At 66.5% G+C, this 25,611-nt stretch carries 24 protein-coding genes; 13 read left to right on the top strand and 11 right to left on the bottom strand.

Annotated features, from left to right (window positions below):
- Positions 1 to 9 precede the first annotated feature (9 nt).
- From LC062_RS12495 to hemP, 3 genes are all read right to left on the bottom strand, one after another.
- Positions 10 to 693 carry a phenylalanyl-tRNA synthetase subunit alpha gene (locus LC062_RS12495; protein WP_224911365.1) on the bottom strand — a complete coding sequence of 228 codons (684 nt, stop codon included), beginning with the start codon at positions 691 to 693 and terminating at the stop codon, positions 10 to 12.
- On the bottom strand, positions 690 to 1,772 hold the full coding sequence (pheS, locus tag LC062_RS12490; protein ID WP_224911364.1) for a phenylalanine--tRNA ligase subunit alpha: 1,083 nt from the start codon (positions 1,770 to 1,772) through the stop codon (positions 690 to 692). Before pheS ends, LC062_RS12495 begins: the two co-directional genes overlap by 4 nt.
- A 407-nt stretch (positions 1,773 to 2,179) precedes the next feature.
- On the bottom strand, positions 2,180 to 2,377 hold the full coding sequence (gene hemP / locus LC062_RS12485; protein ID WP_224911363.1) for a hemin uptake protein HemP: 198 nt from the start codon (positions 2,375 to 2,377) through the stop codon (positions 2,180 to 2,182).
- A 263-nt stretch (positions 2,378 to 2,640) separates the two neighbouring features.
- Here hemP and LC062_RS12480 point away from each other — a divergent pair, with 263 nt between their 5' ends.
- Positions 2,641 to 3,897 carry a DUF2325 domain-containing protein gene (locus LC062_RS12480; RefSeq protein ID WP_224911362.1) on the top strand — a complete coding sequence of 419 codons (1,257 nt, stop codon included), beginning with the start codon at positions 2,641 to 2,643 and terminating at the stop codon, positions 3,895 to 3,897.
- Here LC062_RS12480 and LC062_RS12475 read toward each other — a convergent pair.
- The gene (locus tag LC062_RS12475; protein WP_224911361.1) at positions 3,894 to 4,556 is read right to left on the bottom strand and encodes a class II aldolase/adducin family protein; all 663 of its coding nucleotides are present in this window, start codon (positions 4,554 to 4,556) and stop codon (positions 3,894 to 3,896) included. The genes LC062_RS12480 and LC062_RS12475 overlap by 4 nt on opposite strands.
- Positions 4,557 to 4,770: 214 nt before the next feature.
- Between LC062_RS12475 and mtnA the strand changes: the two genes are divergently transcribed.
- Both mtnA and LC062_RS12465 read left to right on the top strand, forming a co-directional pair.
- On the top strand, positions 4,771 to 5,871 hold the full coding sequence (gene mtnA / locus LC062_RS12470) for an S-methyl-5-thioribose-1-phosphate isomerase (protein ID WP_224911360.1): 1,101 nt from the start codon (positions 4,771 to 4,773) through the stop codon (positions 5,869 to 5,871).
- Positions 5,872 to 6,062: 191 nt separating this feature from the next.
- Positions 6,063 to 7,118 (top strand): dipeptidase, encoded by a 1,056-nt coding sequence (locus LC062_RS12465; RefSeq protein WP_224911359.1) that lies wholly within the window; start codon positions 6,063 to 6,065, stop codon positions 7,116 to 7,118.
- Positions 7,119 to 7,153: 35 nt separating this feature from the next.
- Here LC062_RS12465 and LC062_RS12460 read toward each other — a convergent pair whose 3' ends face one another.
- Entirely contained in the window at positions 7,154 to 7,447 is a 294-nt protein-coding gene (locus LC062_RS12460; RefSeq protein WP_224911358.1) for a hypothetical protein, read from the bottom strand.
- Between the two features lie 298 nt (positions 7,448 to 7,745).
- On the opposite strand from LC062_RS12460, the gene LC062_RS12455 reads away from it, so the two are divergent.
- From LC062_RS12455 to LC062_RS12435, 5 genes are all read left to right on the top strand, one after another.
- Positions 7,746 to 8,561, top strand: a complete 816-nt coding sequence (locus tag LC062_RS12455) for an ion channel (protein WP_224911357.1) — start codon at positions 7,746 to 7,748, stop codon at positions 8,559 to 8,561.
- 199 nt (positions 8,562 to 8,760) lie between these two features.
- Complete coding sequence (locus tag LC062_RS12450; protein ID WP_224911356.1) at positions 8,761 to 10,167, top strand: cytochrome ubiquinol oxidase subunit I; 1,407 nt, start codon at positions 8,761 to 8,763, stop codon at positions 10,165 to 10,167.
- Positions 10,168 to 10,172: 5 nt separating this feature from the next.
- A complete protein-coding gene (gene cydB / locus LC062_RS12445; protein WP_224911355.1) occupies positions 10,173 to 11,180 on the top strand; it encodes a cytochrome d ubiquinol oxidase subunit II in 1,008 nt (335 codons plus the stop codon).
- Positions 11,180 to 11,320, top strand: a complete 141-nt coding sequence (locus LC062_RS12440; protein ID WP_224911354.1) for a DUF2474 domain-containing protein — start codon at positions 11,180 to 11,182, stop codon at positions 11,318 to 11,320. The genes cydB and LC062_RS12440 overlap by 1 nt, the downstream gene beginning before the upstream one ends.
- A gap of 117 nt (positions 11,321 to 11,437) precedes the next feature.
- Positions 11,438 to 12,313: an alpha/beta hydrolase family esterase gene (locus tag LC062_RS12435; RefSeq protein ID WP_224911353.1), complete on the top strand. Its 876-nt coding sequence runs from the start codon at positions 11,438 to 11,440 to the stop codon at positions 12,311 to 12,313.
- Positions 12,314 to 12,353: 40 nt separating this feature from the next.
- On the opposite strand, the gene LC062_RS12430 is transcribed toward LC062_RS12435, so the two are convergent.
- Positions 12,354 to 13,619: an OpgC family protein gene (locus tag LC062_RS12430; RefSeq protein ID WP_224911352.1), complete on the bottom strand. Its 1,266-nt coding sequence runs from the start codon at positions 13,617 to 13,619 to the stop codon at positions 12,354 to 12,356.
- Positions 13,620 to 13,668: 49 nt separating this feature from the next.
- Positions 13,669 to 15,051, bottom strand: a complete 1,383-nt coding sequence (locus LC062_RS12425; protein WP_224911351.1) for a tetratricopeptide repeat protein — start codon at positions 15,049 to 15,051, stop codon at positions 13,669 to 13,671.
- Between the two features lie 290 nt (positions 15,052 to 15,341).
- Here LC062_RS12425 and LC062_RS12420 point away from each other — a divergent pair, with 290 nt between their 5' ends.
- Positions 15,342 to 16,502, top strand: a complete 1,161-nt coding sequence (locus tag LC062_RS12420; RefSeq protein WP_224911350.1) for a YeeE/YedE family protein — start codon at positions 15,342 to 15,344, stop codon at positions 16,500 to 16,502.
- 60 nt (positions 16,503 to 16,562) lie between these two features.
- Here LC062_RS12420 and LC062_RS12415 read toward each other — a convergent pair whose 3' ends face one another.
- The 4 genes from LC062_RS12415 to mdoH form a co-directional block, all read right to left on the bottom strand.
- Positions 16,563 to 18,191, bottom strand: coding sequence for a thiamine pyrophosphate-binding protein (locus LC062_RS12415; protein WP_224911349.1), 1,629 nt, complete (start codon positions 18,189 to 18,191; stop codon positions 16,563 to 16,565).
- Positions 18,188 to 19,447 carry a CaiB/BaiF CoA transferase family protein gene (locus tag LC062_RS12410; RefSeq protein ID WP_224911348.1) on the bottom strand — a complete coding sequence of 420 codons (1,260 nt, stop codon included), beginning with the start codon at positions 19,445 to 19,447 and terminating at the stop codon, positions 18,188 to 18,190. The genes LC062_RS12415 and LC062_RS12410 overlap by 4 nt, the downstream gene beginning before the upstream one ends.
- 116 nt (positions 19,448 to 19,563) lie before the next feature.
- Positions 19,564 to 20,076: a hypothetical protein gene (locus tag LC062_RS12405; RefSeq protein WP_224911347.1), complete on the bottom strand. Its 513-nt coding sequence runs from the start codon at positions 20,074 to 20,076 to the stop codon at positions 19,564 to 19,566.
- 160 nt (positions 20,077 to 20,236) lie between these two features.
- On the bottom strand, positions 20,237 to 22,135 hold the full coding sequence (gene mdoH, locus LC062_RS12400) for a glucans biosynthesis glucosyltransferase MdoH (RefSeq protein ID WP_224911346.1): 1,899 nt from the start codon (positions 22,133 to 22,135) through the stop codon (positions 20,237 to 20,239).
- 225 nt (positions 22,136 to 22,360) lie between these two features.
- Here mdoH and LC062_RS12395 point away from each other — a divergent pair, with 225 nt between their 5' ends.
- Genes LC062_RS12395 through LC062_RS12380 form a run of 4 tightly spaced genes read left to right on the top strand, consistent with a single transcriptional unit; the run spans position 22,361 to position 25,573 of the window.
- Complete coding sequence (locus LC062_RS12395; protein WP_224911345.1) at positions 22,361 to 23,257, top strand: zinc-dependent alcohol dehydrogenase; 897 nt, start codon at positions 22,361 to 22,363, stop codon at positions 23,255 to 23,257.
- A gap of 23 nt (positions 23,258 to 23,280) precedes the next feature.
- Positions 23,281 to 23,682 carry a 6-pyruvoyl trahydropterin synthase family protein gene (locus LC062_RS12390; RefSeq protein ID WP_224911344.1) on the top strand — a complete coding sequence of 134 codons (402 nt, stop codon included), beginning with the start codon at positions 23,281 to 23,283 and terminating at the stop codon, positions 23,680 to 23,682.
- Positions 23,679 to 24,764: a glycosyltransferase family 4 protein gene (locus tag LC062_RS12385; protein WP_224911343.1), complete on the top strand. Its 1,086-nt coding sequence runs from the start codon at positions 23,679 to 23,681 to the stop codon at positions 24,762 to 24,764. The genes LC062_RS12390 and LC062_RS12385 overlap by 4 nt, the downstream gene beginning before the upstream one ends.
- Positions 24,761 to 25,573: a class I SAM-dependent methyltransferase gene (locus tag LC062_RS12380; protein ID WP_224911342.1), complete on the top strand. Its 813-nt coding sequence runs from the start codon at positions 24,761 to 24,763 to the stop codon at positions 25,571 to 25,573. The genes LC062_RS12385 and LC062_RS12380 overlap by 4 nt, the downstream gene beginning before the upstream one ends.
- The last annotated feature ends 38 nt before the right edge of the window (positions 25,574 to 25,611 follow it).

The following is a 25,611-nucleotide window of genomic DNA, read 5'->3' as shown; positions in this document are numbered from 1 at the left end:
GGCGCGGCATCAATTCTTCGGGGAGAAACGGTCCAGGTCGGGCACGATGGAGGAATTGCCGTAGTTCTCGGCAAACCGCTGGCCAATGTCGTGCAGCCGGTCGGTCCAGCGCTGGATCTGGGCATCGCTCAACGCCCCGCCGGTAACGATCACCTGTGACGCCTCGGTCTCGATCTGGTCGCGCAACAGTCCCAGTTCGAGCATCGCCGCATCCTCGGCGCGGTATTTCTCCAACCAACCGATGGTCATGGTGGCGATGATCACCAGGAGCGCCAGGGCCGAGGTCGCCGTCGACCATTTGGCAATTCCGGCGATCCGACGCTCGCTGACCACCAGGATCATCGTCGCAATGGTGAGAAAGGCGGTGATCGCGACGGCAGTCAGGAAGCTTTCGTAATTGTCTTCCGCATTGGCTTCCTGGCTCGCCCGCAAATGGGTGATGCGATCGCGCAGATACAGAACCGGATCCGCCTTGGCGCCGAGCGCCTCGCGGAAGTACGCGTCGCAATAGCGCAGGCGTCCGCGCTCCTCGGTCTTGTCGGCGCAGACCTCGATGAACGAGGGCAACTCCTGCGGCTGGGCCAGCGCCGGACCGGAACCGGCCCCGCCCAGAAGAGCGGCGAGCAGCATCAAGAGAGCGACCAGCGCCCCACCCCCGGCCTTCCGGCTTCGTCCCCTCCCGGAGCCCGTCATCGCGAAAGCCCTCCGAACAGGGTCGGCAGGTCGAGCGGGCGGAAGCCGTAGTGCTCGATCCAGCGCACGTCCGCATCGAAGAAGGCGCGCAGGTCCGGCATGCCGTATTTCAGCATGGCCAACCGGTCGATGCCCATGCCCCAGGCAAAGCCCTGATACTCGTCCGGATCGAGGCCGCAGTTGCGGATCACATTCGGATGCACCATGCCGCAGCCGAGGATCTCAAGCCAGTCGTCGCCCTCGCCGACCCGCACTTCGCCGCCGGAGCGGTCGCAGCCGATATCGACCTCCATCGACGGTTCGGTGAAGGGGAAGAAGGACGGGCGGAACCGCATCTTCAGCTCGTCGACCTCGAAGAACGCCTTGCAGAATTCCTCAAGAACCCACTTGAGGTGACCGATATGACTGCCCTTGTCGATCACCAGCCCCTCGACCTGATGGAACATCGGCGTGTGGGTCTGGTCGCTGTCGCAGCGATAGGTGCGGCCCGGGGTAATCACCCGGATCGGCGGCTTCTGGCTCATCATGGTGCGGACCTGCACCGGCGAGGTGTGGGTGCGCAGCAGCATGCGCTCGCCATCGGCGCGCGGATGCATGAAGAACGTGTCGTGCATGTCGCGTGCCGGATGGTCTTCCGGGAAGTTGAGCGCGGTGAAATTGAGGTGGTCGGTCTCGATGTCCGGCCCCTCGGCAATGGAAAAACCCATGTCGGCGAAGATCGCGGTCAGTTCGTCGATCACCTGGCTGACCGGGTGAACCCGGCCCTCTTCCGCCGGCGGCCGGCGCAGCGGCAGGGAGATATCGACACGCTCGGCCTCCATCCGGGCCGTGAGAGCCTCTTCCTGAAGCACCGCCTTGCGCGCGGCCAGAGCCTCGCCAACCCGCGCCTTCAGGCCGTTGATCGCCGGCCCCAGTTCCCGCCGCTCTTCCGGCGAGACCTTGCCCAGCATTTTCAGCCGTTCGGAGACCGAGCCCTTCTTGCCAAGGGTGGCAATGCGCACCTCTTCCAGAGCGCTTTCGCTCGCCGCAGCGGCCACCGCCGCGAGAATTTCGGATTCAAGGGTTTCTAGATCGGACATGACACCGTCGGGATTGGCGGCGCGCAGCGTTCGGCACCGGCGCGGCGCGTTGCGAGGAATTTTGCGTCTTTTATCAGACTTTGAGGGGGTTTCCAGCCGTCTGCGGGAAAACGAGGTCTCACCGCGCGACGTCAGCCGCACGGGAGCACCCGGATCAGGGCAGGAGATCAGGAGGTCTTGCTAAATCGGCCGCAGGCGGGCCCTTGCGGAAGCAGACGGTCGGCCGCGCGCACAGGGCCGTTCAAGGGCCGCACCCGGCTCTCGTCACGGGGTGTCGCGCTGGATGGGGCGATTATCATCTGTCCACCTGTCTTGGTGGCCATTCCTTCGCAGATCGCGGCGGCGATGGCAAGACCGGCGGTGCCGACTCATGCGCGCCCGGGACAACCGGGGCGCATGAGCGGGACTTACTTGGTCAGAAGCAGTTTCTCGAACCGGGTGATCGACAGGCGGTAGATCATGTCCTTGTGGCGGATATGCAGCTCGCGCGCGCCCTTGAAAAGGGCCTCGCTGTCCAGCACCGCAGGCGTCGGCTGGTCCTTGCCGGCACCGCTGCCAACAGGCGCCGTCAGGGTCTCGCGGCGCGCATGCGGGGTCTCGGGCATCGTCAAATCCTTCCGGAAACTCGGGTTTTTGGAATCGTTCCAAACTTGCAAGTCATTCGCAAGTTATTTCTTGACTGCAATACTCATCTTTTATACCCAAGGCAATGCCCTTCGACGGGATCCGTTGTGCCCCGGCATCCCGATGGGCGGTCCAAGCGCCAGCAAGCCACGCCGTTCGCTCCCTCGTCGGCCAGCAAGCCAGGCTTTTGCAACAAGCGGCGAAAGCCGATGTCCGGTGACATTGTTGAGAAGGCGGATTCAGCATGTGCGGTAGAGCGGAGGATCTGACGCGGGCGATCGATGCCGCCGTGAAGGCGGCGGCGGCCCCTTCCCCTCGTGCGGTCAATACGGCGGAGGCCGGCCAGACCCGGCGGCGGATCGCGCTATGGGAGCAGAGCGACAGCGTGCATTGTTCGCTGCTTGGCACCTGCGCCAGCGTCGGCGACCTGCGCCGCGTCGCCCGCAAGGTCGGCATCGACATCGCCGGAGGCACCCCGGACTACGACATTCACGGCCATTTCGTCCGGCTCGCCACCATGGACACCCCCTTCACCCGGGCCTTTCAGAAGCTGCTCGACCAGCGCTTCGAAGGAGCCTTGCGCCGGGTTGCGCGCACGCCTTGCGCGCAGGACCTCGATGCCCTCTGGCGCTTGATGTGCGAACGCGGCCAGGTCGCCGCGGCCTATTGGGCGTTCATGACCCACGGCCATGTGCCCTCGGATTTGCGGGTGCGGATCTTCGGCGAGGTGCACATGCTGTCGCATCTGGCCGGCGCCTCGTTCCGGCAAAAATCGGTGGAAGCGGTGGCGCTGCGCGACCAGTTGCAGGACGAGGAAGACCGGGCGCGCCGGGTCGAGGCCGGTCTGAAACAGGCGCTGGAGGCGCGCGACCGGGAGCTGGCGGATTTGCGAACCACGCTGGCGCGGCTGAAGGCGGACCAGGCGGCCCCTGCCCCGGCCGAGCCGCGCGGCCCGTCCCGGGATCTCACCCGGCGGCTCGACAAGATGGAGCGGGCGTTGCAGTCGGCCCGGGTCCGGGCACGGCAGGCGGAGGCCCGCGCGGAGGAGCTGGAAGCCGCATCGGCACGGCGCGCCACGGCCTCCCGGCCCCTCCCCTCGGCCACGGCTACGACACTAACGCCGAGCGCGGAGGCTCCGAAGCCTGCCGAAGCCCGTCCGGAACGGGCGGTGCTCTACATTGGCGGTCTGCACGGCCGCACCGAGCGACTGCGCGGCATCGCCGAGACCTTCAACGCCAGCTTTCACCATCACGACGGCGGGGTGGAGGACACGCCGCAACGGCTCGACGGCATGCTGCCCTCGGTCGATTGCGTGCTGTGCCCGGTCAACTGCGTCAGCCATGACGCCAGCCTCAGGGCCAAGCGCATGTGCCAGAAACTGAACAAGCCGTTCGTGCCGCTGCGCAGCTCCGGCCAGACGGCCTTTCGCAATGCGCTTGCCGCGCTGCTGCGGGAAGACGCGGCGGCGCCCACCCGCCAGGACGAGCCGGAAGCCGGTTAACCGGCCGCCTTCTGCGCATTGAGCCCGTAGCCCTTGAACTTTTCGCGCACCCGCTCGATCTCCGCATCGGGCAGGATCTGCGGCCCCAAAGGCAGCGCCAGGTAATACTGGCGCGCCAGGGTCTCCAGTTCCTTGGCGAGCCACATGGCCTTGGCAAGGTCGGTGCCGGCGGCAAGCATCCCGTGGTTGGCCATCAGGCAGGCGAGCCGCCCGTCAAGCGCCTTCAGCACCGCATCGGACAGCTCCTGGGTGCCATAGGTGGCGTAGTCGGCGCAGCGCACCACCGGGCCGCCGGTGGCGGCGATCATGTAGTGACAGGCGGGAATCTCGCGCCCGGCAATGGCCAGCGCCGTTGCGTAGGTGGAATGGGTGTGCACCACGGCGCCGATATCCGGCCGGGCGTTGAGAATGTCGAGATGAAACCGCCATTCCGACGAGGGTTTCATCGGCCCCTCATACGCGCCCTTCCCGTCCAGCGGCAGGGCGGCGATCATCGCCGGCTCCAGCCTGTCATACGGCACGCCGGAGGGGGTGATCAGCATGACATCGCCGTTGCGCAGGCTGATGTTGCCCGAGGTCCCCTGATTGAGCCCGGAGGCGTTCATGCCCCGGCAGGCGTCGATGATCGACTGACGCAATTCGGTCTCGTGGGCGGTCATGCTGGTCTTCGTCCTGCTTGCTGCGAAAGGCGCGCGGGAGCCTTTCCCTCACGTCCAGATAAAGGGTGCCGCCGGCCCCGCCGGCAGATGCCCCGACAAGGCAACTATCATCAGTCGATTGCCTTTGACATAATTCGTTTCGGCTTCCCAGGGTATGCCCCCTCAAGGATCACCAGGCCCGCCTCATCCGGATGGACCTCAATGGAGAACTACCATGAAAATCGACGGCACCGCGTACCGCTCCATCTGGGCTGGGGCGGGCGGCCGCAGCGCCGGGATCATCGACCAGACCCGGCTGCCGCATGAATTCGTCACCCTGGAGCTCAGCAGCCTCGACGAGGCCGCAGTGGCGATCCGCCACATGTGGGTGCGCGGCGCGCCGCTGATCGGCGCGACGGCGGCCTATGGCATGGCGATCGCCCTGCGCGACGACGCCAGCGACAGCGCCCTTCAGGCGGCCTATGATACGCTGATTGCCACGCGGCCGACGGCGATCAACCTGAAATGGGCGCTCGATGCGGTGATGGCCCGGGTGGGCCCGCTCAGCCCGGTCGAGCGGGCCGAGGCCGCCTGGCGCTGCGCCGGCGAAATCTGCGACGACGATGTCGCCGTCAACCATGCTATCGGCAGCCACGGGCTGGAGCTGATCCGGGCGCTGGCCGCGCGCAAGCCGGCGGGCGAACCGGTGAACATCCTCACCCATTGCAACGCCGGCTGGCTTGCCACCGTCGACTGGGGCACCGCCACCTCGCCGATCTATCAGGCGCATGACGCCGGGCTCAATGTCCATGTCTATGTGGACGAGACCCGGCCGCGCAATCAGGGTGCGAGCCTCACCGCCTGGGAGCTGGGCAGGCACGGGGTGCCGCATACGCTGATCGTCGACAATGCCGGCGGCCATCTGATGCAGCACGGCCAGGTCGACATGGTGATCACCGGCACTGACCGGACCACGGCGCTTGGCGATGTCTGCAACAAGATCGGCACCTATCTGAAGGCCCTGGCGGCACAGGACAACGGCGTGCCCTTCTATGTCGCCCTGCCCTCCTCCACCATCGACTGGACCGTGCGCGACGGGGTGCGCGAAATCCCGATCGAGGAGCGCGACGGCGCCGAGGTGACCTGGGTGCACGGGCGCCGGCCCGATGGGGTCGTCGACAAGGTCCTGATCGCCCCGCCGACCTCGCCGGCGGCCAACCCGGCCTTCGACGTGACGCCGGCACGGCTGGTGACCGGGCTGATCACCGAACGCGGCGTGTGCAGCGCCAGCCAGGCGGGTCTTGCCTCGCTGTTCCCCGAACGGGCGGTGGCCTGAACCGACTGCCGATCCCGGACTGAGCGCGGAGCTTCCGCGCCGGTCCCCCGGAGCACATCCGGCAGGGCGTCCCCGATGGCGCGCGAGCGGTGCGTCACCTTCGAAATTCGTCCCTCGCCCCTTGCAATGCCCGCTGGCGGCGGCAAGACTTCGCCCCCATACCGCGCGCCGGTCCCTATCAGGAGTTCCCCATGCAGCCACGCCCCGTCCCCGTGTTCGACGGCCACAACGACACCTTGCTGAAACTCGAACTCGGCGCCGGGACACCACGGGAACGTTCATTCTTCGAGCGCTCCAGCCGCGAGCATATCGACCTGCCGCGCGCGCGCGAAGGCGGGTTCGCCGGCGGGTTGTTCGCCATGTATGTGCCCTCGCGCGCCTGCGACGACACGGCCCTACCCTATCGCCCCGACGACCCGGCCAACTATGCCGAAGTGGCCCATGGTCCCGCCCTTGACTTCACCCTGAAGCTGGCGGCCCGCGCGTTGCGGCTGGCGCGCGACAGCGACGGCCAGGTCGCGATCTGCCGCGACGCTGCGGAGATTCGCGCCGCCCTTGCCTCCAGCGTGCTGGCGATGGTGCTGCATATCGAGGGGGCGGAGGCGATCGATGCGGAGCTGACGGCGCTGGAGGTGCTGCATTCAGCCGGGCTGCGCTCACTCGGCCCGGTCTGGAGCCGGTCCAACATCTTCGGCCATGGGGTACCGATGAACTGTCCGGCCTCACCGGACACCGGCCCGGGGCTGACCGAGGTGGGCCGCGATCTGGTGCGGGCCTGCAACCGGCTCGGCATCATGATCGATCTGTCTCATATCACCGAGAAGGGGTTCTGGGACGTCGCCGGGCTCAGCGACCGTCCGCTGGTCGCCTCCCATTCGAACGCCCATGCGGTCTGCCCGTCCTCGCGCAACCTGACCGACCGGCAACTCGACGCGGTCGCCGAAAGCGGCGGATTGGTCGGCCTCAACTTCCACGTTGCCTTCCTGCGCCCGGACGGCGCCTATCGCAGCGACACGCCGCTTGAGCTGATGGTCCGACACGTGGATCATCTGCTGGAACGGCTCGGCGAGGACGGGGTAGGCCTCGGCTCCGACTTCGATGGGTGTATGGTCCCCAGCGCCATCGGCGATGCCGCCGGGTTGCCCAACCTGATCGACGCCTTTCGCAAGGCCGGCTATGGCGAGGACCTGATCGAGAAGATTGCCTGGCGCAACTGGGTCTCGGTGCTGGAACGCACCTGGGCCTGAGCCCCACCCGGCCTTCCGGCCAAGCGCCCGGCGGACTACTCGGCGGCGACCCCGGGCTGTTCCGCCGCGATGCGCTCTTCCAGATACTGGGCGATACTGGTGGCGACCGCGTGCAGGCGCTTCAATTCGGCCTCCCGGCGGGTCGTCGCCACGATCTCGATGGCGCGACCGCTTCGTGCCCCCTCGCCAAAGCGGCCAGGGCCGCGGACGATGAACCGATAGGCGGCGCCATCCGGCGATTTCGGCGTGTGCAGAATGTCGCCGACATGCCGCTCGGCGAAACGCAGGGAATCGTCCAGCGTCGGAAGGGCAAGCTGAAGACGCGACATGACACCAACCCCTGTTTCACTCTCACCCGTGCCGCCTCCGCCCCATGAGCGGAGCTGCAGGCGTCCGGTTTGACTAACATGCTTCCCTGAACCGTCCTCGATCCGGCATGTCTTGCACACACCGCCCCAAGACCGGCGACGGAGCGGTCAGACAGGCGTCGCCGGTTGCAAATTCTGACCCGATTCGCGCAAGAGTCCAAAACAGTTGACGAACCATTAAGGTTTTTCGTTCCGGCGGCGTTGCAAAGACGCTGTATTTCCATTGACGCTGGCCCCGTCGTCGCGCTCTTTTCGGGACATGACATCGCATCCGAATCCGTCCGGCACAACGCAGACCGATACGCGGTTCCAGCGCTTTCGCGCCGGCGTGCGCCGCCTCTACTACGGCATGACGCCGGGTGCCCAGCGCTGGCGGCTGACGCTGCTGACCTTCGACATCGTGACCATCGCCTATTTCGTGATCTCGTCGATGCTCGATCCGAACCGGTCCAATCATATTGCCGATTACCTGATCGCCGCCGTGCTCACGGCGGACTACCTGCTGCGGCTTGCCGCCGCACACCGCCCGGTGCGCGCGGTCTTCGAGTTCACCGCAGTGACCGATCTGGTGGTGATCCTGTCGCTGCTGGCCAGTGCGTTCATCGATAATCTCGCCTTCCTGCGGGTGGTGCGGATGCTGCGGTTGCTGCGCTCCTACCACCTCTTGAAGGAGTTGCGCGATGCCTCGGCCTTCTTCCGCAGGAACGAGGAGATCATCCAGTCGGCGATCAACCTCTTCGTCTTTGTCTTCGTGGTGACGGCCATCGTCTATGTGGCGGAGGCTCACCGCAATCCGGAAATCAACACCTATCTGGACGCGCTCTACTACACGGTGACCACGCTGACCACGACCGGCTTCGGCGACATCACCATGACCGACAGCTTCGGTCGCTTCCTCACCGTGATGATCATGATCTTCGGCGTCGGCTTGTTCCTGCGGCTGGTGCAGACGATCTTCCGCCCCCAGAAGATCAGCTACACCTGCCCCGACTGCGGCCTGTCGCGGCACGATCCGGACGCAGTCCACTGCAAGCATTGCGGGCGGACGATCCATATCCCGACCGAAGGCGAATAGTATTCTTGCCATCCGCCTGCGCGTCATGGCGCCGCGCGGCGGCCGGACGCGGTTCAATCTGTCACATGGTCGTAACCGGCGGATGCGCCATCTTGCCGAGCGAACCCAGGCGCGTGCCGGCGACAGCCGTGCCGCACCCGGCAACCGGGATATGCTAAGGTTGCACAGCACATAGGACGGAGACAGGAGAGAGTATGTAATGGACATTTCGGCAGTCGATCTGGCGCGAATACAATTCGCCTTTACGATCTCCTTTCACATCATCTTCCCCTCCTTCACCATCGGCCTCGCCAGCTTCCTGATGGTGCTGGAGGGCCTGTGGCTGACCACCAAGCGGGAGGTTTATCTCCGCCTGTTCCACTACTGGCTGAAGATCTTCGCCGTTGCCTTCGGCATGGGCGTGGTCTCCGGCATCGTCATGGCCTATCAGTTCGGCACCAACTGGGCCGTGTTCGCCGACAAGACCGGACCGATCCTCGGCCCGCTGATGGGCTACGAGGTTCTCTCGGCGTTCTTCCTGGAGGCTGGCTTCCTCGGCATCATGCTGTTCGGCCTCAATCGGGTCGGCCCCCGGCTGCATTTCACGGCAACCGCGATGGTCGCTCTCGGCACGGCCATCTCCGGCTTCTGGATCCTGTCGGCCAACAGCTGGATGCAGACGCCCGCCGGCTACACGATCAACGAGGCGGGTCAGTTCGCCCCAGAGAACTGGTTGGAGATCGTCTTCAATCCCTCCTTCCCGTTCCGTTTCGTGCATATGATGCTGGCGGCCTATCTGACCACGGCCTTCGTCGTCGGCGCGGTCGGCGCCTATCACCTGCTGAAGGACCGCACCAACGACGCCGCGCGGGTGATGTTCTCCATGGCCATGTGGATGGCGGCGATCGTAACGCCGGTGCAGATCTTCGCCGGCGACATGCATGGGCTCAACACCCTGGAGCACCAGCCCGCGAAAATCGCCGCGCTTGAGGGGCATTTCGAGGGCGAGACGCGCGCGCCGCTGCTCCTGTTCGGCATCCCGGACATGGAGAAGGCCGAGACCTACTACAAGGTCGAGATTCCCCTGCTTGGCAGCATCATCCTCACCCATTCCCTTGACGGGCGGGTGCCGGGACTGAAGGACTTCCCGCGCGAAGACTGGCCGGATGCGGCGATCCTGTTCTTCTCCTTCCGGGTGATGGTCGGGCTTGGCTTCCTGATGCTCGGCATGGGGCTTTGGAGCCTGTGGCTGCGCTACCGGGGCACGCTCTACGAGACCCCGCTGCTGCACCGGGCGGCCCTTGTCATGGGGCCCTCCGGCTTCATCGCCGTGCTTGCCGGCTGGATCACCACAGAGGTGGGCCGCCAGCCCTACACGGTCTACGGGCTGCTGCGCACCAGCGACAGCATCTCGCCGGTCGATGCGCCGGCGGTGGCCACCTCCTTGGTGATCTTTATCATCGTCTATTTCATCGTCTTTGGTATCGGCACCGGCTACATGCTCGCCGCCATGCTGCGCAGCCCCGCAACGGGAAGCGGCCCGACACCCGGTGAACCGGCACGCGCCGCCGGCGTGACCCCGGCCCCCGCCTTTACCGACCCCCACCCCTCGAACACGACGGAGTAGACCGGATGGACATCGATCTCGCCCTCGTCTGGGCTCTCATCATCGCCGCCGCCGTCTTCATCTATGTGGTGCTCGACGGCTTCGATCTCGGCATTGGGATTCTGTTTCCCACCGCCCGTTCAGCGACGGAACGCGACCTGATGATGAATTCGATCGCACCCGTGTGGGATGGCAACGAAACCTGGCTGGTGCTGGGCGGCGGCGGGCTCTACGCCATGTTCCCGCTTGCCTATTCGGTGCTGATGCCGGCACTCTACGCACCGATCATCGCCATGCTACTCGGGTTGGTCTTTCGGGGCGTGGTGTTCGAATTCCGCTTCAAGGCACACCCCGAACGCCGCTGGATCTGGGATATCGCCTTCTTCCTCGGCTCCCTGACCGCCGCTTTCGCGCAAGGGGTCGCCCTCGGAGCGATTGTTCAGGGCATTGCCGTCGAGGGCCGCAGCTATGCGGGCGGCTGGCTCGACTGGCTGAGCCCGTTCTCCATCATGACCGGCGTGGCGCTGGTGATTGGCTATGCGCTGCTCGGGGCCTGCTGGCTGATCTGGAAATGCGAGGGCCCGACCCAGGCCCATTTCCGCGAGAAGGCCCGGCTCTTTGCCGTCCTGATGATCGGCGTCATCGGCATCGTCAGCCTGTGGACCCCGTTCCTGCATCCGCAGTTCGCCGCGCGCTGGTTCACCATGCCGCAAATCCTCTACACCGCGCCGGTGCCGCTGATGGTCGCGGCCCTTGCCGTCGTCCTGTTCCGCAGCCTGTCGGGCACCCGGGACGGCCTGCCGTTCCTTGCTGGCCTCGGTCTCTTCCTGGTCAGCTATATCGGCCTTGGCATCAGCCTCTTCCCGCATATCGTGCCACCGCACATCACCATCTGGCAGGCGGCCGCGCCGCACTCCTCGCTGCTGTTCCTGCTGGTGGGTGCGCTCGTTCTGGTGCCGATGATCCTGGCCTATAGCGGCTATGCCTATTGGGTGTTCCGCGGCAAGGTGCGGATTGGCGAGGGGTATCACTGATGATCCGGCAAGACGGTCAGGACAAGCACCACCCTCCCGGCGGCTTCAGCCGCCGGCTGGCCTGGTTCGCCGGTCTGTGGCTGGCCGGGGTGCTGACCCTGTTCCTCGTCGCTGGCGCCATCCGCTGGGCCATTCTCTGACGACATCCGCCCGCTGCGCTCACCAAGCCGTGATGTGACGTCGGGCGGACACAGCTTGCGGCAGCGGCCAGACCGGTCATTCTATCGGCAGCGAACCGATGGAACGGAGGCTTGCCGATGGCGCAGCGACCGCCCCTCTTGCGCCGCATGGCGGCGGCCCTGCCCGGCCTCGCCTTGCTCCTGCTCTTCCCCGCATGGCCCGGCAACGGAGCGCCAAGCTGCGGCGTGAAAACGCCCTGCCGGATCGCCTCGGGCGAATACCGCATCCGCGTTCCGGAAGAGTGGAACGGACGCACGCCGCTCGGCGCGATCGTCTTTCTGCACGGCTGGCGCGGATCGGCGCGCGCCGAACTTCGCAACCCGGCCTGGGTACAGCTTGCCAATCAGCTGAACGTCGCCGTCGTCCTCCCGGAGGGCAAGGACGGCACCTGGTCCTATCCTGGGGCACCGGACGCACTGCGGGACGATTTCGCCTTCTTCGAGGATCTGGTCTCCGACCTGGCCCGGCGCTTTCCGATCCGCCGGGACCGGCTGATGGCCGCCGGCTTTTCCATCGGCGGCTCGATGGTGTGGAACCTCGCATGTTATCGCGGCGAGCTGTTTTCCGGCTATGCGCCCGTTGCCGGCGCCTTCTGGGAGCCGGTCCCGGAGAGCTGCCCATCGCCAGTCCCCGACCTTTATCATGTGCATGGCACCGAGGATCGCACCGTGCCGCTCCTCGGTCGGCCGATCGGCGAGCGCTGGCACCAGTCGACGGTCGCCGACAGCCTTGCCGTCTGGCAACGCAAGGCCGGGCTGGCGGTGATCTTCCCCAAAACCGCCCCGGCGGAGGGGCTGGGATGCCAGCGGCAGGAGACGGGCGAAGCGGTTCTGGAGGTCTGCCTGCACGCGGGCGGCCACAGCCTGCGCGCGGCCTGGATCGCCCGCGCCTGGCGCGCGCTCGCCCACGATCTTCAGCAAGACCGACAGCAAGGCGCGCAAGACACTCCGTAGTGGGGACCGACAGGCTGCCCCCGCCCTTGCCGGGCTTGCGCTATCGGATCGTTTCGAGCCGCGCGCTCCGGCCCGGCGACGGCTCCGGTCCGGAGGCAAGCGCCCGCGCCACGTCCTGGCCGCCGGCACCCGGACCGCCGCCCCGTTTCCAGGGATTGCCCTTGTACCAGGCGACGACATAGGCAACCGCGATCAATCCGGCGAAGCCGGCCAGATTGGCGATCAGTTCGGCAAGCATGTTGCCACGCCCCCAGGCCATGTCGCGCAGGATCCCAATCGCCTGAGCCAGCACCAGACTGGCGAGGAACACCGCCAGCGACTGTTGCCCGACCTTCTGCACCACCTTGACGAACCGGCCCCAACCGTTGTCGACGACAAGATAACGCCCGCCCGCGCCAACCGCGATCCAGGCGAGATAGGCCAGCGCGAGGAAATGCACGAAGCGCAGGATGCCGAAGTGGGTCTTGTCCCACAGCGGGGCGATGGCCTGGCGCATCTCCGCCAGCAACGGCACCGCCTGATAGGCGCGGAAATAGGCAAACGGCACGGTCAGCACGACGATGGCCACGGCCAGCAGCATCAGTTCCCGACGCACCGGCGGTGCCGGAATCCAGCCACGCATGAAGGCAAAGCCGGTGAAGAAGATCAGCTGCCAGGCGAAGGGATTGAAGAACCAGACCCGATCGGACCACGGCTCCGCCGGCAGGCCGAGATAGCCCAGGGTGGCAAGACCCCAGCTGAGCCCCATCAACGCGAAGATCGCGCCGCGCCCAAGGTACGATGCGGCCATTACCAGCGGCAACATCATCAGGATGACGATGTACATGGGCAGGATGTCGAAATAATTCGGCACATAGGTCAGGGTCAGCAGCCCCGGCAGGGTGGTGTCGATCTTGTCCAGGAAATTGACGAGATTCAGCGAGGCGACGTAGTCCTCGGTCAGGCCGCAACAACTGGCGAGATAGCCGCTGCGCTGCACGGCGATCAGGCCGGCGGCGATCACCAGAAACTGGCAGATATGCGCCCAGTACACCTGCCAGACGCGATGGCTGACCCGGGCCGCGCCCATCCACCAGCCGCGCTGATCGAACACCCGGCCGAAGGCAATGGCGGAGGCCATGCCGGAACAGAACACGAAGATCTCGGTCGCGTCGGAAAAGCCGAACCGGGCCGGGATCCACAAGGTCCAGGTGTTGTTCGGCAGATGGGCGACAAAGATGATGAACATGCCGATGCCGCGAAAGAAGTCGAGCCGCGGATCGCGCGGCCTTGGCACCGGCAGCGGAGTGTTTGCGTGTACGTTCACCGAAAGACCTTCGCTTGTGTGAATTTGAAACCTTGCGCCGTTGGCGCCGTCAAAGAGGCACGGCCCGCAGGCCCTCGTCGCCCATGACCCGCTCGGCGCGGCGCATCCGCTCCACCCGCGCCAGCCGCTCGCTGGCGAAACGGTCGGTGGCCCCGCGCAGCGCCTGTCGCTCGCGCAGCAAGCGTTCCGCATCCTCGGCAAGACCGGCACGCAGGGCCGCATCGATTGCCAGTTGCTCGAACACATCGCGCTGCGCATGGCTGCCGCCGATGCTTTGAAGCCCCGGCCGCGCCCGGTCAAGATGGTGGAAGGCGGAGAAGAAATTGCCGCGTTGATAGGCCTCCAGTCCCCGCGCCACCGGCAGACCTGTGCGAGCGGCGACCTCGCCCATGTCCGAATGATCCTCCGACCAGCCGGACAAGGCCGAGAGCATCCGGTCGGCCGCCTGCCTGCGGCCGCCGCCGCTCAGCGACAGCATGTAGTGAAGGTTGGCGAAGACATTGCAGCGGTCGTCGATCCGGGTTTCGGCGAGCCGCGCCAGTTCCTCCCAGCGCTGGCCCACATCCACCCCTTCGATCTCCAGCCGGACCAGCAGGGAGGCGGCGTTGGAAATGTCGCGGTAATCGTCGGTGTGATCGCGGCGGATCCTGGTATCGTAGAGCCACAGCACCTCGCCGATATCGCCCTTGTCGAGATACATCAACGCCAGGTGCCACCACACGTGATAGCCGAAATTGTTGCAATGGGCGAAGGTGGCGGTGTGGCTCTCCAGCCATTTCCGCCCCGTCTCCGACTGCCCGGTCATGTCATAGACATGGGCAACCGCATGCAGCCCCCAGGCATCGTCGGCGGCAAGCTCCAGCGCCTGTCGCCCCGCCCGCTCCGCTTCGGCATAGGCACCGGTTTCCTCCAGCGCGAAGGCATGGCAACCAAGACCATAGCCCAGCGCCGGATGGTCAGTGCCATAGACGGGCAGGACCTTTTCCACCGAGCGCCGCATCGCTACCGCCTCACCCAGCACGAAATAGATGGCATGCGCCAGCTTCATCAGCAGCGGATCGGCGGGAAAGTCGGCGAGCGCCGCATCAAGCCGGGCGGCCGCTCTTCGCGGGGCCCCGTCGAGCCAGTCGCGCAGCGCGTCGATGACCACCGCCTCGCGCACTGTGACCGGCGCCAGCCGGCGCGCCGCCTCGGCATCGCGCCAGTCGCCCTCGGCCACCGCCAAGAGTTCCTTTCGCCCGAGCAGCAGGCAGAACAAGCCATGTGTCGCATGGCCCATGGCGAACTGCGGATCGCACGCCAGCGCCTCGCCGATCAGATCCGGGGTTGCCTTGCCATGGGCCAGGAACGCCTTGACCGTGCCGCTCCAGGGGGCAAGTGCCTCCGGCTCGGACAGGGTCAACGAATATCCAAAGGGGTCGATGATGCTCATGGCAGCCTCTTGAACCTGCGATCGGGAGGTCTTGACGCACAATCGCGGGCAAAGCATGGCCGAACGGTGGCGCGGACCGAGCGCCGGACCTCTATTTGTGGCCCAGAGTGTTCCGCTTGCCCCGATGACACGCAAGACACAATAACTTGTGGCGCGCTTGTCGGGACCGGCCCTTGAAAGCGCTCATATTCCAAATAGCTCCTGGTTGTGAAAATGCATTTGCCCGCGCGGCGCGCCAACCGGAAAAGGAAGCCTTCCGGCCCGAGGGCGGAAAGGGGTAGACCATACGCATGACAGCTCTTGCCCAAACCTTCTCCGGACCCAACCGCCTGATACTGGCGGCTGCGCTTTCCGGCCTCGCCGCGGTCACCGCTCTTGCCAGCCTTCACGGCGGGCACACGCTCGGTCTCGCCACGCTGATCGGCGGCCTCGCCGGCGTGTCGCTCTATCACGCCAGCTTCGGCTTCACCGCCGCCTGGCGCCGGATCGTCACCGAAAAGAGGGGCGGCGGTTTGCGGGCCCAGTTCCTCCTGATCCTGCTGACCGCTCTGGTGTCCTTCCCGCTGATCGGCTGGGGCGCCGGGATCGGCCTTCCCACCGGCGGCTTCGTCTTTCCCTTCGGCATCGCCGCGGCCATTGGCGCCTTCATGTTCGGCCTTGGCATGCAGCTAGGCGGCGGCTGCGCCTCCGGCACCCTGTTTACCGCCGGAGGCGGCTCGACGCGGATGATGGTGACCCTGGCCGCCTTCGTCACCGGCTCGGTGGCCGCCACCCCGCACATGCACCTATGGGGGCAATTGCCGAAACTGCCGGCGTTTTCCCTGATCGGCAATTTCGGACCGATCGGCGCCTTCGCCATCACCGCCGTCGTGCTCGGGGCGATCGCCCTTTGGAGCGTGCGGGTGGAAACCCGCGCCCATGGATCGCTGGCGGAACCGCGCGCCACGGAGTCCGTTCTGACCGGCCCCTGGTCCCTCGTGTTCGGGGCGGTGATGATCGCCATCGTCGGCATCGCCACCTTCCTCGTGCTGGGCCGACCCTGGGGCATCACCTCCGGCTTTGCCCTGTGGGGCGCGAAGATCTGGCAAGGGCTCGGCGTCCCCGTCACCGACTGGCCCTACTGGCAATGGCAGAAGGGCGCGCTGGAAGCCTCGGTCTTCGCCGATGCCACCTCGGTGATGAATTTCGGCATCCTGCTCGGCGCCATGGTGGCGGCGGCCCTGGCCGGCAAATACGCGCCTGCCTGGAAGCTGTCGCGACGCGATCTTCTCACCGCCCTCATCGGCGGGCTGCTGATGGGCTATGGCGCGCGCCTTGCCTATGGCTGCAACATCGGCGCCTATCTCGGCGGCATCGTCTCCGGCTCGCTGCACGGCTGGCTGTGGCTGGTGTTCGGCTTCATCGGCAGCCTTGCCGGCACCCGGATCAGGCTGAAACTCGGCATGGGCTGACCCGGCCTCAAGATGGTGAGGACCTGACCGGCCCACAAACCGCAAGCGGTTTTTGACCGGTCAGAACTTGCCATCATAGGCCCGCCGTCCGATCCGGCAGGCGAGCAGGGTGAAGGTCGGGCGGTCGAGCGCGGCCTGCGCTTCGGCCGCGAGCGTCTTCGCATCCGCCACCCAGACCCCGTGACCGCCGAAGAACCGGGCAAGAGCCGGGAAGTCCGTTCCGGCGAAATCGACGCCAAGATTGGCCCGCTGCCCGCTCCGTTGCTTCAGCTCGATCAGCGACAGGCTTTCATCGACCAGCACACAGACGATCAGGGACAGCCCCATGTCGCGCAAGGTCGCCAGTTCCCCCAGTCCCATTTCCAGCCCGGCATCGCCGACAAACACCACCACCGGACGGGTGGGGTCGGCGAGCCGCTGGCCCATGCCAAGCGGCAGGGCACAGGCCATGGTGCAAAGGGCGGAGGATTGCAGCATCCCGCGCGCGAGCCCCGTCCGCCAGATCTGCGACACAAGGATCCGGTGCGCGCCGCTGTCGGCGGTGGCAACGGTCTCGGGCGGCAATACCTGGCGCAGGGTATGAAACACCGTCGCCGGCCCCCAGCCTTCCGGCTCCGGCGCGAACTGGGCGGCAAGCGCGGAGCGCGCGGCCTCGGTGGCGCCATCGGACCAGGTCGCCCGCGGCGTCAGCCCATCCGACAGGGCGGCAAGCCCGGCGGACACCCCGGAGGGGAGAAGATGGCGCACCGCGTGCATGCCATGCAGGCGCGGCGTGGCGGCAATCTCGACCACCGGCGCCGCGTCCGGCCAGGGATCGCGCCAGTTGATGCGCATTTCAATCGGGTCGTAGCCAAGCAGCAAAATGCAGTCAGACGCCTTGAGCAACGGCAGCAGATGCGCATCCGCCTTGGGGCTGAGGCCGGCGCCGCCCAGCGCCAGCGGGTGCGCCTCGTCGAGCAGGCCCTTGGCCTTGTAGCTGGTGATCAGCGGCACATGAAAGCGGTCGCAGAAAGCGGCGATTTCCGCGCCGGCGCCTTCGTTGACCGCATCAACACCGGCAATCGCCAGTGGCCGCTTGGCGTTTTTGAAAAGGGCGCGCGCTGCCTCCAGCTCCGCGCCTTCCGGGCGAAGCTGCGGTGCCGGCGGGGCCTTGCCCGCCGGACGTTCGCGGGGCTCGCACAGGCTTTCGGCGACCGAGATCGGCACATCCACATGCACCGGCCCGGGCTGTCCGCTGAGGGCGATGGCAATCGCCTTGTCCATCATCCTGCCGATGGCGCCGGGCGCGGCGCGGAAGCTGGCCTTGACGATGGGCCGCAGCAATTGCTGATGATCGAACACCTGGTGAGTGTAGCTCTCCGCCTCGGCGGCATCGACGCAGCCGGTCAGGAAGATCAGCGGGACCCGGTCCTGCCAGGCGTTGGCCACCACATTGACCGCATTGGCCACGCCCGGACCGAGCGTCGCCAGCAGAATGCCCGGCGCCGCCTTTCCCGCCCGCGCCTCGGCATGCCAGACCCCTTCGGCCATGAAGCCGCCGGCGTTCTCATGCTTGACCAGATGGAAAGCGATGCCCGCATCGGCCAGCGCCCCCATCAGCGCCAGCACCTCGCCGCCGGGAATGCCAAAGGCATGGCGGCAGCCGGCACCGGCGAGCCTCTCGGCGATCAGATCCGCTCCGGTGGTCATGCATCGTCTCCCGGGTCCAGCACGCCTTCGTCGATCAGCGCGGCGATTTCCTTGTCATTCAGCCCCAGCACCCCGCGCAGCACCTCCACCCCATCGGCGCCGCGCCGGGGCGGCGCATGGCGATAGGTGACCGGGGTGCGCGACAGTTTCACCGGATTGCCGATCAGATCGACCGCACCGCCCTGTGCCGTCTCATGCGGCAGGGCGATCCGCATGCCCCGCGCCTGGGTCTGGGGATCGGCGAATACGCCCGCAAGATCGTTGATCGGACCGCAGGGCACGCCCGCTTCCTCCAGTGCCGCGAGCCATTCTGCCGCCGGCCGGGTGCGGGTCAGATCGCGGATCAGCGGCTCCAGCTCGCTGCGTCGGCGCACCCGGTCGGAGTTGCGGGCAAAGCGCGGATCCGTCGCCAGTTGCGCCGCGCCCGCCACGTCACAGAAGCGGGCGAACTGGTCGTCATTGCCGACGGCCAGAATGAAACTGCCGTCGCTGGCCGGATAGGCATTGTAGGGGACAATGGTCGGATGGGCGTTGCCGCGCCGGGGCGGCACCTGGCCATCGGTCAGATAGCCAACGCCCTGGTTGATCAGCCAGGCCACCTGGGTATCGAACAGGGCGATGTCGATGTATTGCCCCTCGCCGGTGAGGGTGCGGTGATGCAGGGCGGCGAGGATCGCATTGGAGGCATACATGCCGCACATCACATCGGCGATGCCGACCCCGGCCTTGGTCGGCTCGCCGCCCTCTTCGTCGGGCCGGCCGGTCAGCGACATGATCCCACCCATGCCCTGGATCAGGAAGTCGTAACCCGGGCGATGGGCATAGGGGCCGGTCTGGCCGAAGCCGGAAATCGAGCAATAGATCAGCCCCGGATTTGCCGCCTTCAGATCGTCATAGCCAAGCCCGCGCCGGGCGAGATCGCCGACCTTGAAATTCTCCACCAGCACATCGGCGCGCGCCGCCAGTTGGCGGATGATCTCCTGCCCGCCAGCACTGGCAAGATCGACGGCCAGCGACTGCTTGTTGCGGTTGGCGGAGAGGTAATAGGCGCTCTCAGTGGTCTCCCGCCCGTCCGCATCGCGCAGGAACGGAGGACCCCAACCCCGGGTGTCGTCGCCCCGACCAGGACGCTCGACCTTGATCACCCGGGCGCCGAGATCCCCCAGAAGCTGCGTGGCGGTCGGACCGGCGAGAATGCGCGAGAGATCAAGGACAAGGAGGCCATCGAGCGGGCCGGAGGAGCGTTCTGCGGACACAAGAAGGCCCTTTCATCGGCAGGGGTGAGGGGAAGTGCTTCGCAGGCCGGAGACGACCCTAGAATACCGCCGCGCGGCCGCCAAGCATCCTCTGCACTGCCCCGACCGAACGGTCGTCATCGCGAGGCGGGCATGCGCCAGTGAACCACTGCACCGAGAACCAGAGCGAACAGCAAGTGACCGACCAGCGAGGCCCAGGTCAGTTGAATGAAGCCGAGGAAGGCGGGAAAGCCGGCGATCAGATGCGCCATCACATAGAGCGCGAAGGTCCACAGGCCGACGCCATAGCCGAGCGCCACCACCGGCCAGGACAGGAACGGCAGAAAGCGATCCGCAATCGGCCGGGCGATATAGAGATAGCCGATGGGGTAGAACACCACACCAACGACCAGATGGATCAGTTCCGCCAGCGCGAGGTTGCGGAACCCGAACACCGACTGCACGAGCGCAGCCGGCTGCAGCGGTCCGCCAACCCACAGCGGCGTGATGAACCGGGCCCATATCTCCCAGGTGGCATCGGCCAGGATGCCGCCAAGAAGAATGGTCCCGAGGGTTGCCGCCGTCAGCGGCGGAAACAGTGCCGGCAAGGCGGCAGAATCGGAAACGGTTGTGGATTTGCCCTGGTTCATGCGTGTCCCTCCGGCGAAGCGGGGACGATCCGGTCGTCACCCTCGGTGTCCCGCTAACGTGGGAAATGGCGGCGATCCGCTCAAATCACAGTCTCGAGACACCGAGGGCACCGGCATTCACATTGCCGCGATCCGCCAGGGCACGGCGGAGGCGGACGCCTCAGGCTTCGGCGTTTTCCACCTCGGCGCCGAACATCGCACCGACCGGCGCGAAGGACACGCCGAGCGAGGCATGGGCCGGAAGGCGCAGCGGCAGGAGGCAGGTGGGCGGCACGGTTTCTTCCGGCAGGCGCCACAGCCGGGTGGCCAGGGCAAGCTCGCCGACATCGCGGCGCGACAGAACCATGCACAGCGGCACGGCCAGCGCCGGCCCCAGCACCACCGGCAACAGCGGCCAGATCAGCACCGGCGACAGCCACGCGGCAAAGGCAATGCCCGACACGCCGAACAGGGTCTGCGGCCACAGCTTGCTGGCGCAAAGGCCCAAGGGCAATCCCTTGGTCTCGCGCACCTGCGCGCCCCAGCCGATGGCCCGGCCGAAGGGCAGCCCGGCAATGAACAGCGACACGGCAATCGCCATCACCGGCGCCAGCAGCGCGGAAAACACGATCTCGGTCAGCGCGCTGATCACCACCCGCACACCGCCGCCATAGGCGGTCCGCAGCTCGCGGCGGGCGAGAATGTCGATCACGGTGACGATCTTCGGCGCGAAGATCATCGTCAGGATGGTGGCGAACAGGGCAAGACCCGCCGCCGCGTTGATCTGCACCATCTCGCCGCTGTTCAGCGCCGCCAGCGCCGCGCCGGTTGCCATGAAGGCCAGCCAAGCGGGGGCGGAGGTGAACATCAGGATCGCCAGCAGCAGCTGCAACCGGCTGAGGGGATAAAGACCCGGCATCCGCAAGAGCTTGAAATACTGCAGATTGCCCTGACACCAGCGCAGATCGCGGCGGATGAACTCCAGCAGGTTGGGCGGGTTTTCCTCGAAGCTCTCGGTCTCGCGCGGGATCACCCGGACCTCGTAGCCGGCCCGGCGCATCAACACCGCCTCGACCTGGTCATGGCTGAGGATCGTGCCGGCCAGCGGCCCCTTGCCCGGCAGCTCCGGCAGGTGACAATGCTCGGTGAACGGCGCCAGACGCAGGATCGCATTGTGCCCCCAATAGGGACCGCAATCCCCCTGCCACCAGGCGCTGCCCAGGGTGTAGGAGCGCATGCCAAGACGCATGCCGAACTGGAAGATCCGGGCAAAGGCGCTGACCGTCGGCATGCCGACCACCAGGGTCTGCAGGATGCCCAGACGCGGGTTGGCCTCCATCCGCGCCACCAGATCGAGAATGGCGGGCGCCGCCATGAAGCTGTCCGCGTCAAGCACCAGCGCATAGTCGTGGGCTGCGCCCCAGCGCTCACAAAAATCACGAATATTGCCGGCCTTGAAGCCCGGATTGTCCGATCTGCGGCGATAGAAGATGTCGATATGCGCCGCCCAGCGGTCATGCAGTGCCGCGAAGACGGCTTCCTCGCGGGCGGCGATCTCCGGCTGGTCCGTATCGGACAGCACATAGATCGAGAAGCCCTCGCAACGCCCGGCCTGATGCAGATCCGCGGCCATGGCATCGAGATTGACCGCCACCTGATCCACATCCTCATTGCGGATGCAGGAGAGGATCGCCGTCGAGGCAGAGCCCGCGCGGCTGGCATCGCCCGGCGCGATCGGGCAGACGCTTTCCACCGGATCGCGGGACAGGCGCATCACCAGAAAGCCGATCACCGCGTTCCAGAAGCCGATGACGGTCCAGGGCAGGGTGGCGACGAAACAGGCGATCATCAGCCCTTCGCCCCAGCCGATACCGTTGCCGGCAAGGCTCATGGTCAGAAGCGCGGTCAGGCCGGCCATGCTGACAAGAACAAGAAAAAGAAAGACGGCACGGCGCCAGAACAGCCGGCGCGCATCGTCCGGCCGGTGGACATATGGCCGGTCCATATCATGATCCTCGCCAGCGCCGCCGCTTGCGGGCTGGTCGGGGGCGAGGAAATGGGGCAAACGTTCTCCAAACATTCAGTAAGCCTCTACACGAACCGGAATACCCAACGTCGACGTCAGCGACGCTGCGATGCAACATACGTTGCGCGGCAGTAAGGAGGATTTGTGACGCACAGCCCGACGCCGAAAAAAAATTTTAGCCACGACACGACATACGCCCGTGCGTTGTGGACCGAGGCCCCCCGCAAACTGGCGCTGCGGGCGGAACCACTCCCCCCGCCGCGCGCTGGCGAGGTTCAGGTGCGTGCCCGCTTCAGTGCCATCAGCCTGGGCACCGAACGGCTCGTGTTCACCGGCAAGGTGCCCGAGAGCGAATGGCAGCGCATGCGCGCCCCGTTCCAGGAGGGCGATTTCCCCTTCCCGGTGAAATACGGCTACGCCTGTGTCGGCGATGTCGTCGCCGGCGACGGGTTGCCGACCGGCACCTCGGTGTTCACGCTGCATCCGCATCAGACCCGGTTCAACCTCCCCGCCGAGGCAGCCCACCCCCTGCCTGAGGGAGTGAGCGCCGAGCGCGCCCTGCTGGCGGCCAATATGGAAACCGCTCTCAATGGGTTATGGGACGGCGGGGCCTCACCGGGAGATCACATTACCGTGGTCGGCGGCGGTGTCGTCGGACTGCTCGCAGCCTGGCTCGCAAGTCGAATCCCGGCAACCCGGGTCACCGTTGTCGACGTCAATCCGGCACGGGCGGAGATCGCCCGGCGGCTCGGCGTCGGGTTCGCCGCGCCCGATCAGGCGGCCGGCGAACAGGACCTTGTGCTGCACACCAGCGGCAATCCGGCGGGGCTCGACACCGCGCTGGCGCTGGCCGGACAGGAAGCCACGGTTCTGGAAATGAGCTGGTATGGCAGCGCGCCCGTGACGGCGCATCTGGGCGGCGGTTTTCACAGCCGACGCCTCACGCTCAAGTCGAGCCAGGTCGGCCAGTTGCCACCGGAGCGACGCGCCCGCTGGAGCTACCGGCGGCGCCTTGCAACCGCCCTTTCACTTTTGCGTGAGCCTGTCCTCGACGCGCTTCTCTCCCCTGCAATCGCGTTCGACGATGCCCCCGGACTCCTTCCCGCCATTTTTTCCGGCGAACGGGAAGCGCTCGCCCAGGTGATCGATTACCGGGACGCCGAACCACAGAACTGATCCCTTTCGTCTGGAGATATCCCATGCATGCCGTTGAAGTGCGCGACCACATCATGATTGCCCATTCGTTTTCCGGCGAGGTTTTCGGGCCGGCGCAGAAGCTGCACGGCGCGACCTTCGTGGTCGATGCAGCCTTTTTCGCCCAGTCGCTCGATGCCAATGGCATCGTCATCGACATCGGCCGGGCGCATGAGGTGCTGAAGGAGGTGCTGACACCGCTCAACTTCCAGAACCTCGACGAGCTGCCCGAATTCGCCGGCAAGAACACCACCACCGAATTCCTGACCCGGCACATCCACGACCGTCTGGCCGAAGCCGCCCGGGCCGACCGGCTTGGCCGTCCGGGAAGTGAGCTGCATTCGATCCGGGTTTCCTTGCATGAATCCCATGTGGCTCGCGCCTGGTACGAGGCGCCGATCGCATGACGCCACGGGCGCGGCCAATCATTTTTCTCTACCCCGGTCGGCTGGAAATGCCGACCGGGGGCTATGTCTACGACCGACATCTGTTGAAGGCGCTGGAGGAGATCGGCCTTGCGGTCGAGGCTCTCTCCCTTGGCAAGGGCTATCCGGCACCAACGGCGGAGACGCTGGCGAGAGCGGATGCGCTTCTTTCCGGGCTCGCCGACGGGACGCAGGTGGTGATCGACGGTCTGGCCTATGGCGTGCTCGATGCGGTTGCCGCACGGCATGGCGAGCGGCTGGCGCTGATCGCGCTGGTGCATCACCCACTGGCCCATGAAAGCGGGTTGAGCGCCGACCGGAGAGCCGAACTCGCGACCCGCGAGCGCGCCGCCCTTGCCCATGCCCGGCAGGTGGTCACCACCAGCGCTGCGACGGCGGACACGCTGGTTCGCGAGTTTGCCGTCCCGCCAGAGCGGATCGGCATCATCGAACCCGCGCTGTCCCTTCCGCCGCACGAGCCAGCCCAGAATAAGAAAGCCGAGCCCGGCGCCCGCCCCTGTATCCGCCTGCTCGCGGTAGGCTCGCTCATCCGCCGCAAGGACTATCCGACCCTGCTGGCGGCGCTGGCACGGATTACCGACCTCACCTGGCATCTCGACATCGCCGGCAGCCGGGACGCCGACCCGGATCATGCCGTGGAGATCGCCCGGCGGATCGAGGAACTGGGGCTCGGCGAACGCATCACCGTGCACGGTGCCCTGCCGGAGGACGCTGTGACCTCTCTTTACCGCACCGCCGACATCTTCGTTTTGACCACCCTTTATGAGGGGTACGGCATGGCCTTCGCCGAAGCGATGGCGCATGGTCTGCCGGTCATCGCCACCGGCGAAGGCGCTGTCGCCACCACGGTCCCGGCTTCCGCCGGCGTGGTGCTCCCCGCCGGAGCGGTGGAGACGGTCGCCGATGCCCTGCGCCGGCTGATTGCCGATCCGGGGCAAAGGCAGGCACTTGCCGAAGGCGCGCACAAACATGCCCTGTCCTTGCCGACATGGCCCGATCAGGCGCGCGCCTTCGCTCACCTTCTGAGAGGACTGTCCGAATGAGCGGGTTTTCCCACCAGTGGCTCGCCTTGCGCGAGCCGGTCGACCTCAGGGCACGCAACGCGGCCGTGCGCGAGGCATTCGTCTCCGCACTCAAACAGCGCCAGGCACGGCTGCAACGCCCGCTGACCCTGCTCGATCTGGGATCGGGTACAGGCGCCAGCGCGCGGGCATTGAGCCCGCACCTGCCCTTCCCTCACCGCTGGCGGCTGGCGGAATTCGATCCTGCGCTGATCGCCGTCGCCCGGGAGCTGGCATTGCCCGGGGAAACCCCGGTCGAGGTTATCGAGGCGGATCTTGCCGATGGGGTGCCGCCTGCCCTGCTCGGCGGTGTCGATGCAGTCACCACCTCGGCGTTTCTCGATCTTGTCTCCAGCGATTGGCTTGACCGGCTGGCCGGCGACCTTGCTCGTGCCCGGCTGCCGTTCCTGGCGATGCTGACCTATGACGGACGCATGTCCGTTTCCCCGCCGCATCCGTTTGACGAGACCGTGCGCGCGGCGATGAACACCCATCAGCGCGGGGACAAGGGCTTTGGCCCCGCGCTCGGACCGCAAGCCGCCGATCACGCGGCGCACGCCTTTGCCGCCGCAGGCTTCAAGGTCACCGAAGGCCCGTCCGACTGGCAGGCCCGCAGTAACGAGACCGGGTTTCAGGAGATGCTGCTCGATGGCTGGATCGCGGCGGCGGAGGAAATCGGCATCGACCGGGAGGGACTTGTCGGCTTCGCTGCGGCCCACCGCAAGGCCCTCGCCGAGAAGCGCCTGACCAGCCATGTCGGACACAGGGACATGGCGGCTCTGATCGACTGACGCAAAAAAGCCGTCCCGCATCCGGGACGGCCGTATGT

It is taken from the genome of Stappia indica, from assembly GCF_020177335.1.
Classification (GTDB): Bacteria; Pseudomonadota; Alphaproteobacteria; order Rhizobiales; family Stappiaceae; genus Stappia; species Stappia indica_B.
The sequence above is the reverse complement of the archived record's forward strand: the minus strand, read 5'-3'. Positions and strand labels throughout refer to the sequence as shown.

Bases quoted from the DNA above. Each gene is read 5' to 3' on its own strand.
- LC062_RS12495 (WP_224911365.1), bottom strand. From the start codon at position 693: ATGACGGGCTCCGGGAGGGGACGAAGCCGGAAGGCCGGGGGTGGGGCG.
- pheS (WP_224911364.1), bottom strand. From the start codon at position 1,772: ATGTCCGATCTAGAAACCCTTGAATCCGAAATTCTCGCGGCGGTGGCC.
- hemP (WP_224911363.1), bottom strand. From the start codon at position 2,377: ATGCCCGAGACCCCGCATGCGCGCCGCGAGACCCTGACGGCGCCTGTT.
- LC062_RS12480 (WP_224911362.1), top strand. From the start codon at position 2,641: ATGTGCGGTAGAGCGGAGGATCTGACGCGGGCGATCGATGCCGCCGTG.
- LC062_RS12475 (WP_224911361.1), bottom strand. From the start codon at position 4,556: ATGACCGCCCACGAGACCGAATTGCGTCAGTCGATCATCGACGCCTGC.
- mtnA (WP_224911360.1), top strand. From the start codon at position 4,771: ATGAAAATCGACGGCACCGCGTACCGCTCCATCTGGGCTGGGGCGGGC.
- LC062_RS12465 (WP_224911359.1), top strand. From the start codon at position 6,063: ATGCAGCCACGCCCCGTCCCCGTGTTCGACGGCCACAACGACACCTTG.
- LC062_RS12460 (WP_224911358.1), bottom strand. From the start codon at position 7,447: ATGTCGCGTCTTCAGCTTGCCCTTCCGACGCTGGACGATTCCCTGCGT.
- LC062_RS12455 (WP_224911357.1), top strand. From the start codon at position 7,746: ATGACATCGCATCCGAATCCGTCCGGCACAACGCAGACCGATACGCGG.
- LC062_RS12450 (WP_224911356.1), top strand. From the start codon at position 8,761: ATGGACATTTCGGCAGTCGATCTGGCGCGAATACAATTCGCCTTTACG.
- cydB (WP_224911355.1), top strand. From the start codon at position 10,173: ATGGACATCGATCTCGCCCTCGTCTGGGCTCTCATCATCGCCGCCGCC.
- LC062_RS12440 (WP_224911354.1), top strand. From the start codon at position 11,180: ATGATCCGGCAAGACGGTCAGGACAAGCACCACCCTCCCGGCGGCTTC.
- LC062_RS12435 (WP_224911353.1), top strand. From the start codon at position 11,438: ATGGCGCAGCGACCGCCCCTCTTGCGCCGCATGGCGGCGGCCCTGCCC.
- LC062_RS12425 (WP_224911351.1), bottom strand. From the start codon at position 15,051: ATGAGCATCATCGACCCCTTTGGATATTCGTTGACCCTGTCCGAGCCG.
- LC062_RS12420 (WP_224911350.1), top strand. From the start codon at position 15,342: ATGACAGCTCTTGCCCAAACCTTCTCCGGACCCAACCGCCTGATACTG.
- LC062_RS12415 (WP_224911349.1), bottom strand. From the start codon at position 18,191: ATGACCACCGGAGCGGATCTGATCGCCGAGAGGCTCGCCGGTGCCGGC.
- LC062_RS12405 (WP_224911347.1), bottom strand. From the start codon at position 20,076: ATGAACCAGGGCAAATCCACAACCGTTTCCGATTCTGCCGCCTTGCCG.
- mdoH (WP_224911346.1), bottom strand. From the start codon at position 22,135: ATGTTTGGAGAACGTTTGCCCCATTTCCTCGCCCCCGACCAGCCCGCA.
- LC062_RS12390 (WP_224911344.1), top strand. From the start codon at position 23,281: ATGCATGCCGTTGAAGTGCGCGACCACATCATGATTGCCCATTCGTTT.
- LC062_RS12385 (WP_224911343.1), top strand. From the start codon at position 23,679: ATGACGCCACGGGCGCGGCCAATCATTTTTCTCTACCCCGGTCGGCTG.
- LC062_RS12380 (WP_224911342.1), top strand. From the start codon at position 24,761: ATGAGCGGGTTTTCCCACCAGTGGCTCGCCTTGCGCGAGCCGGTCGAC.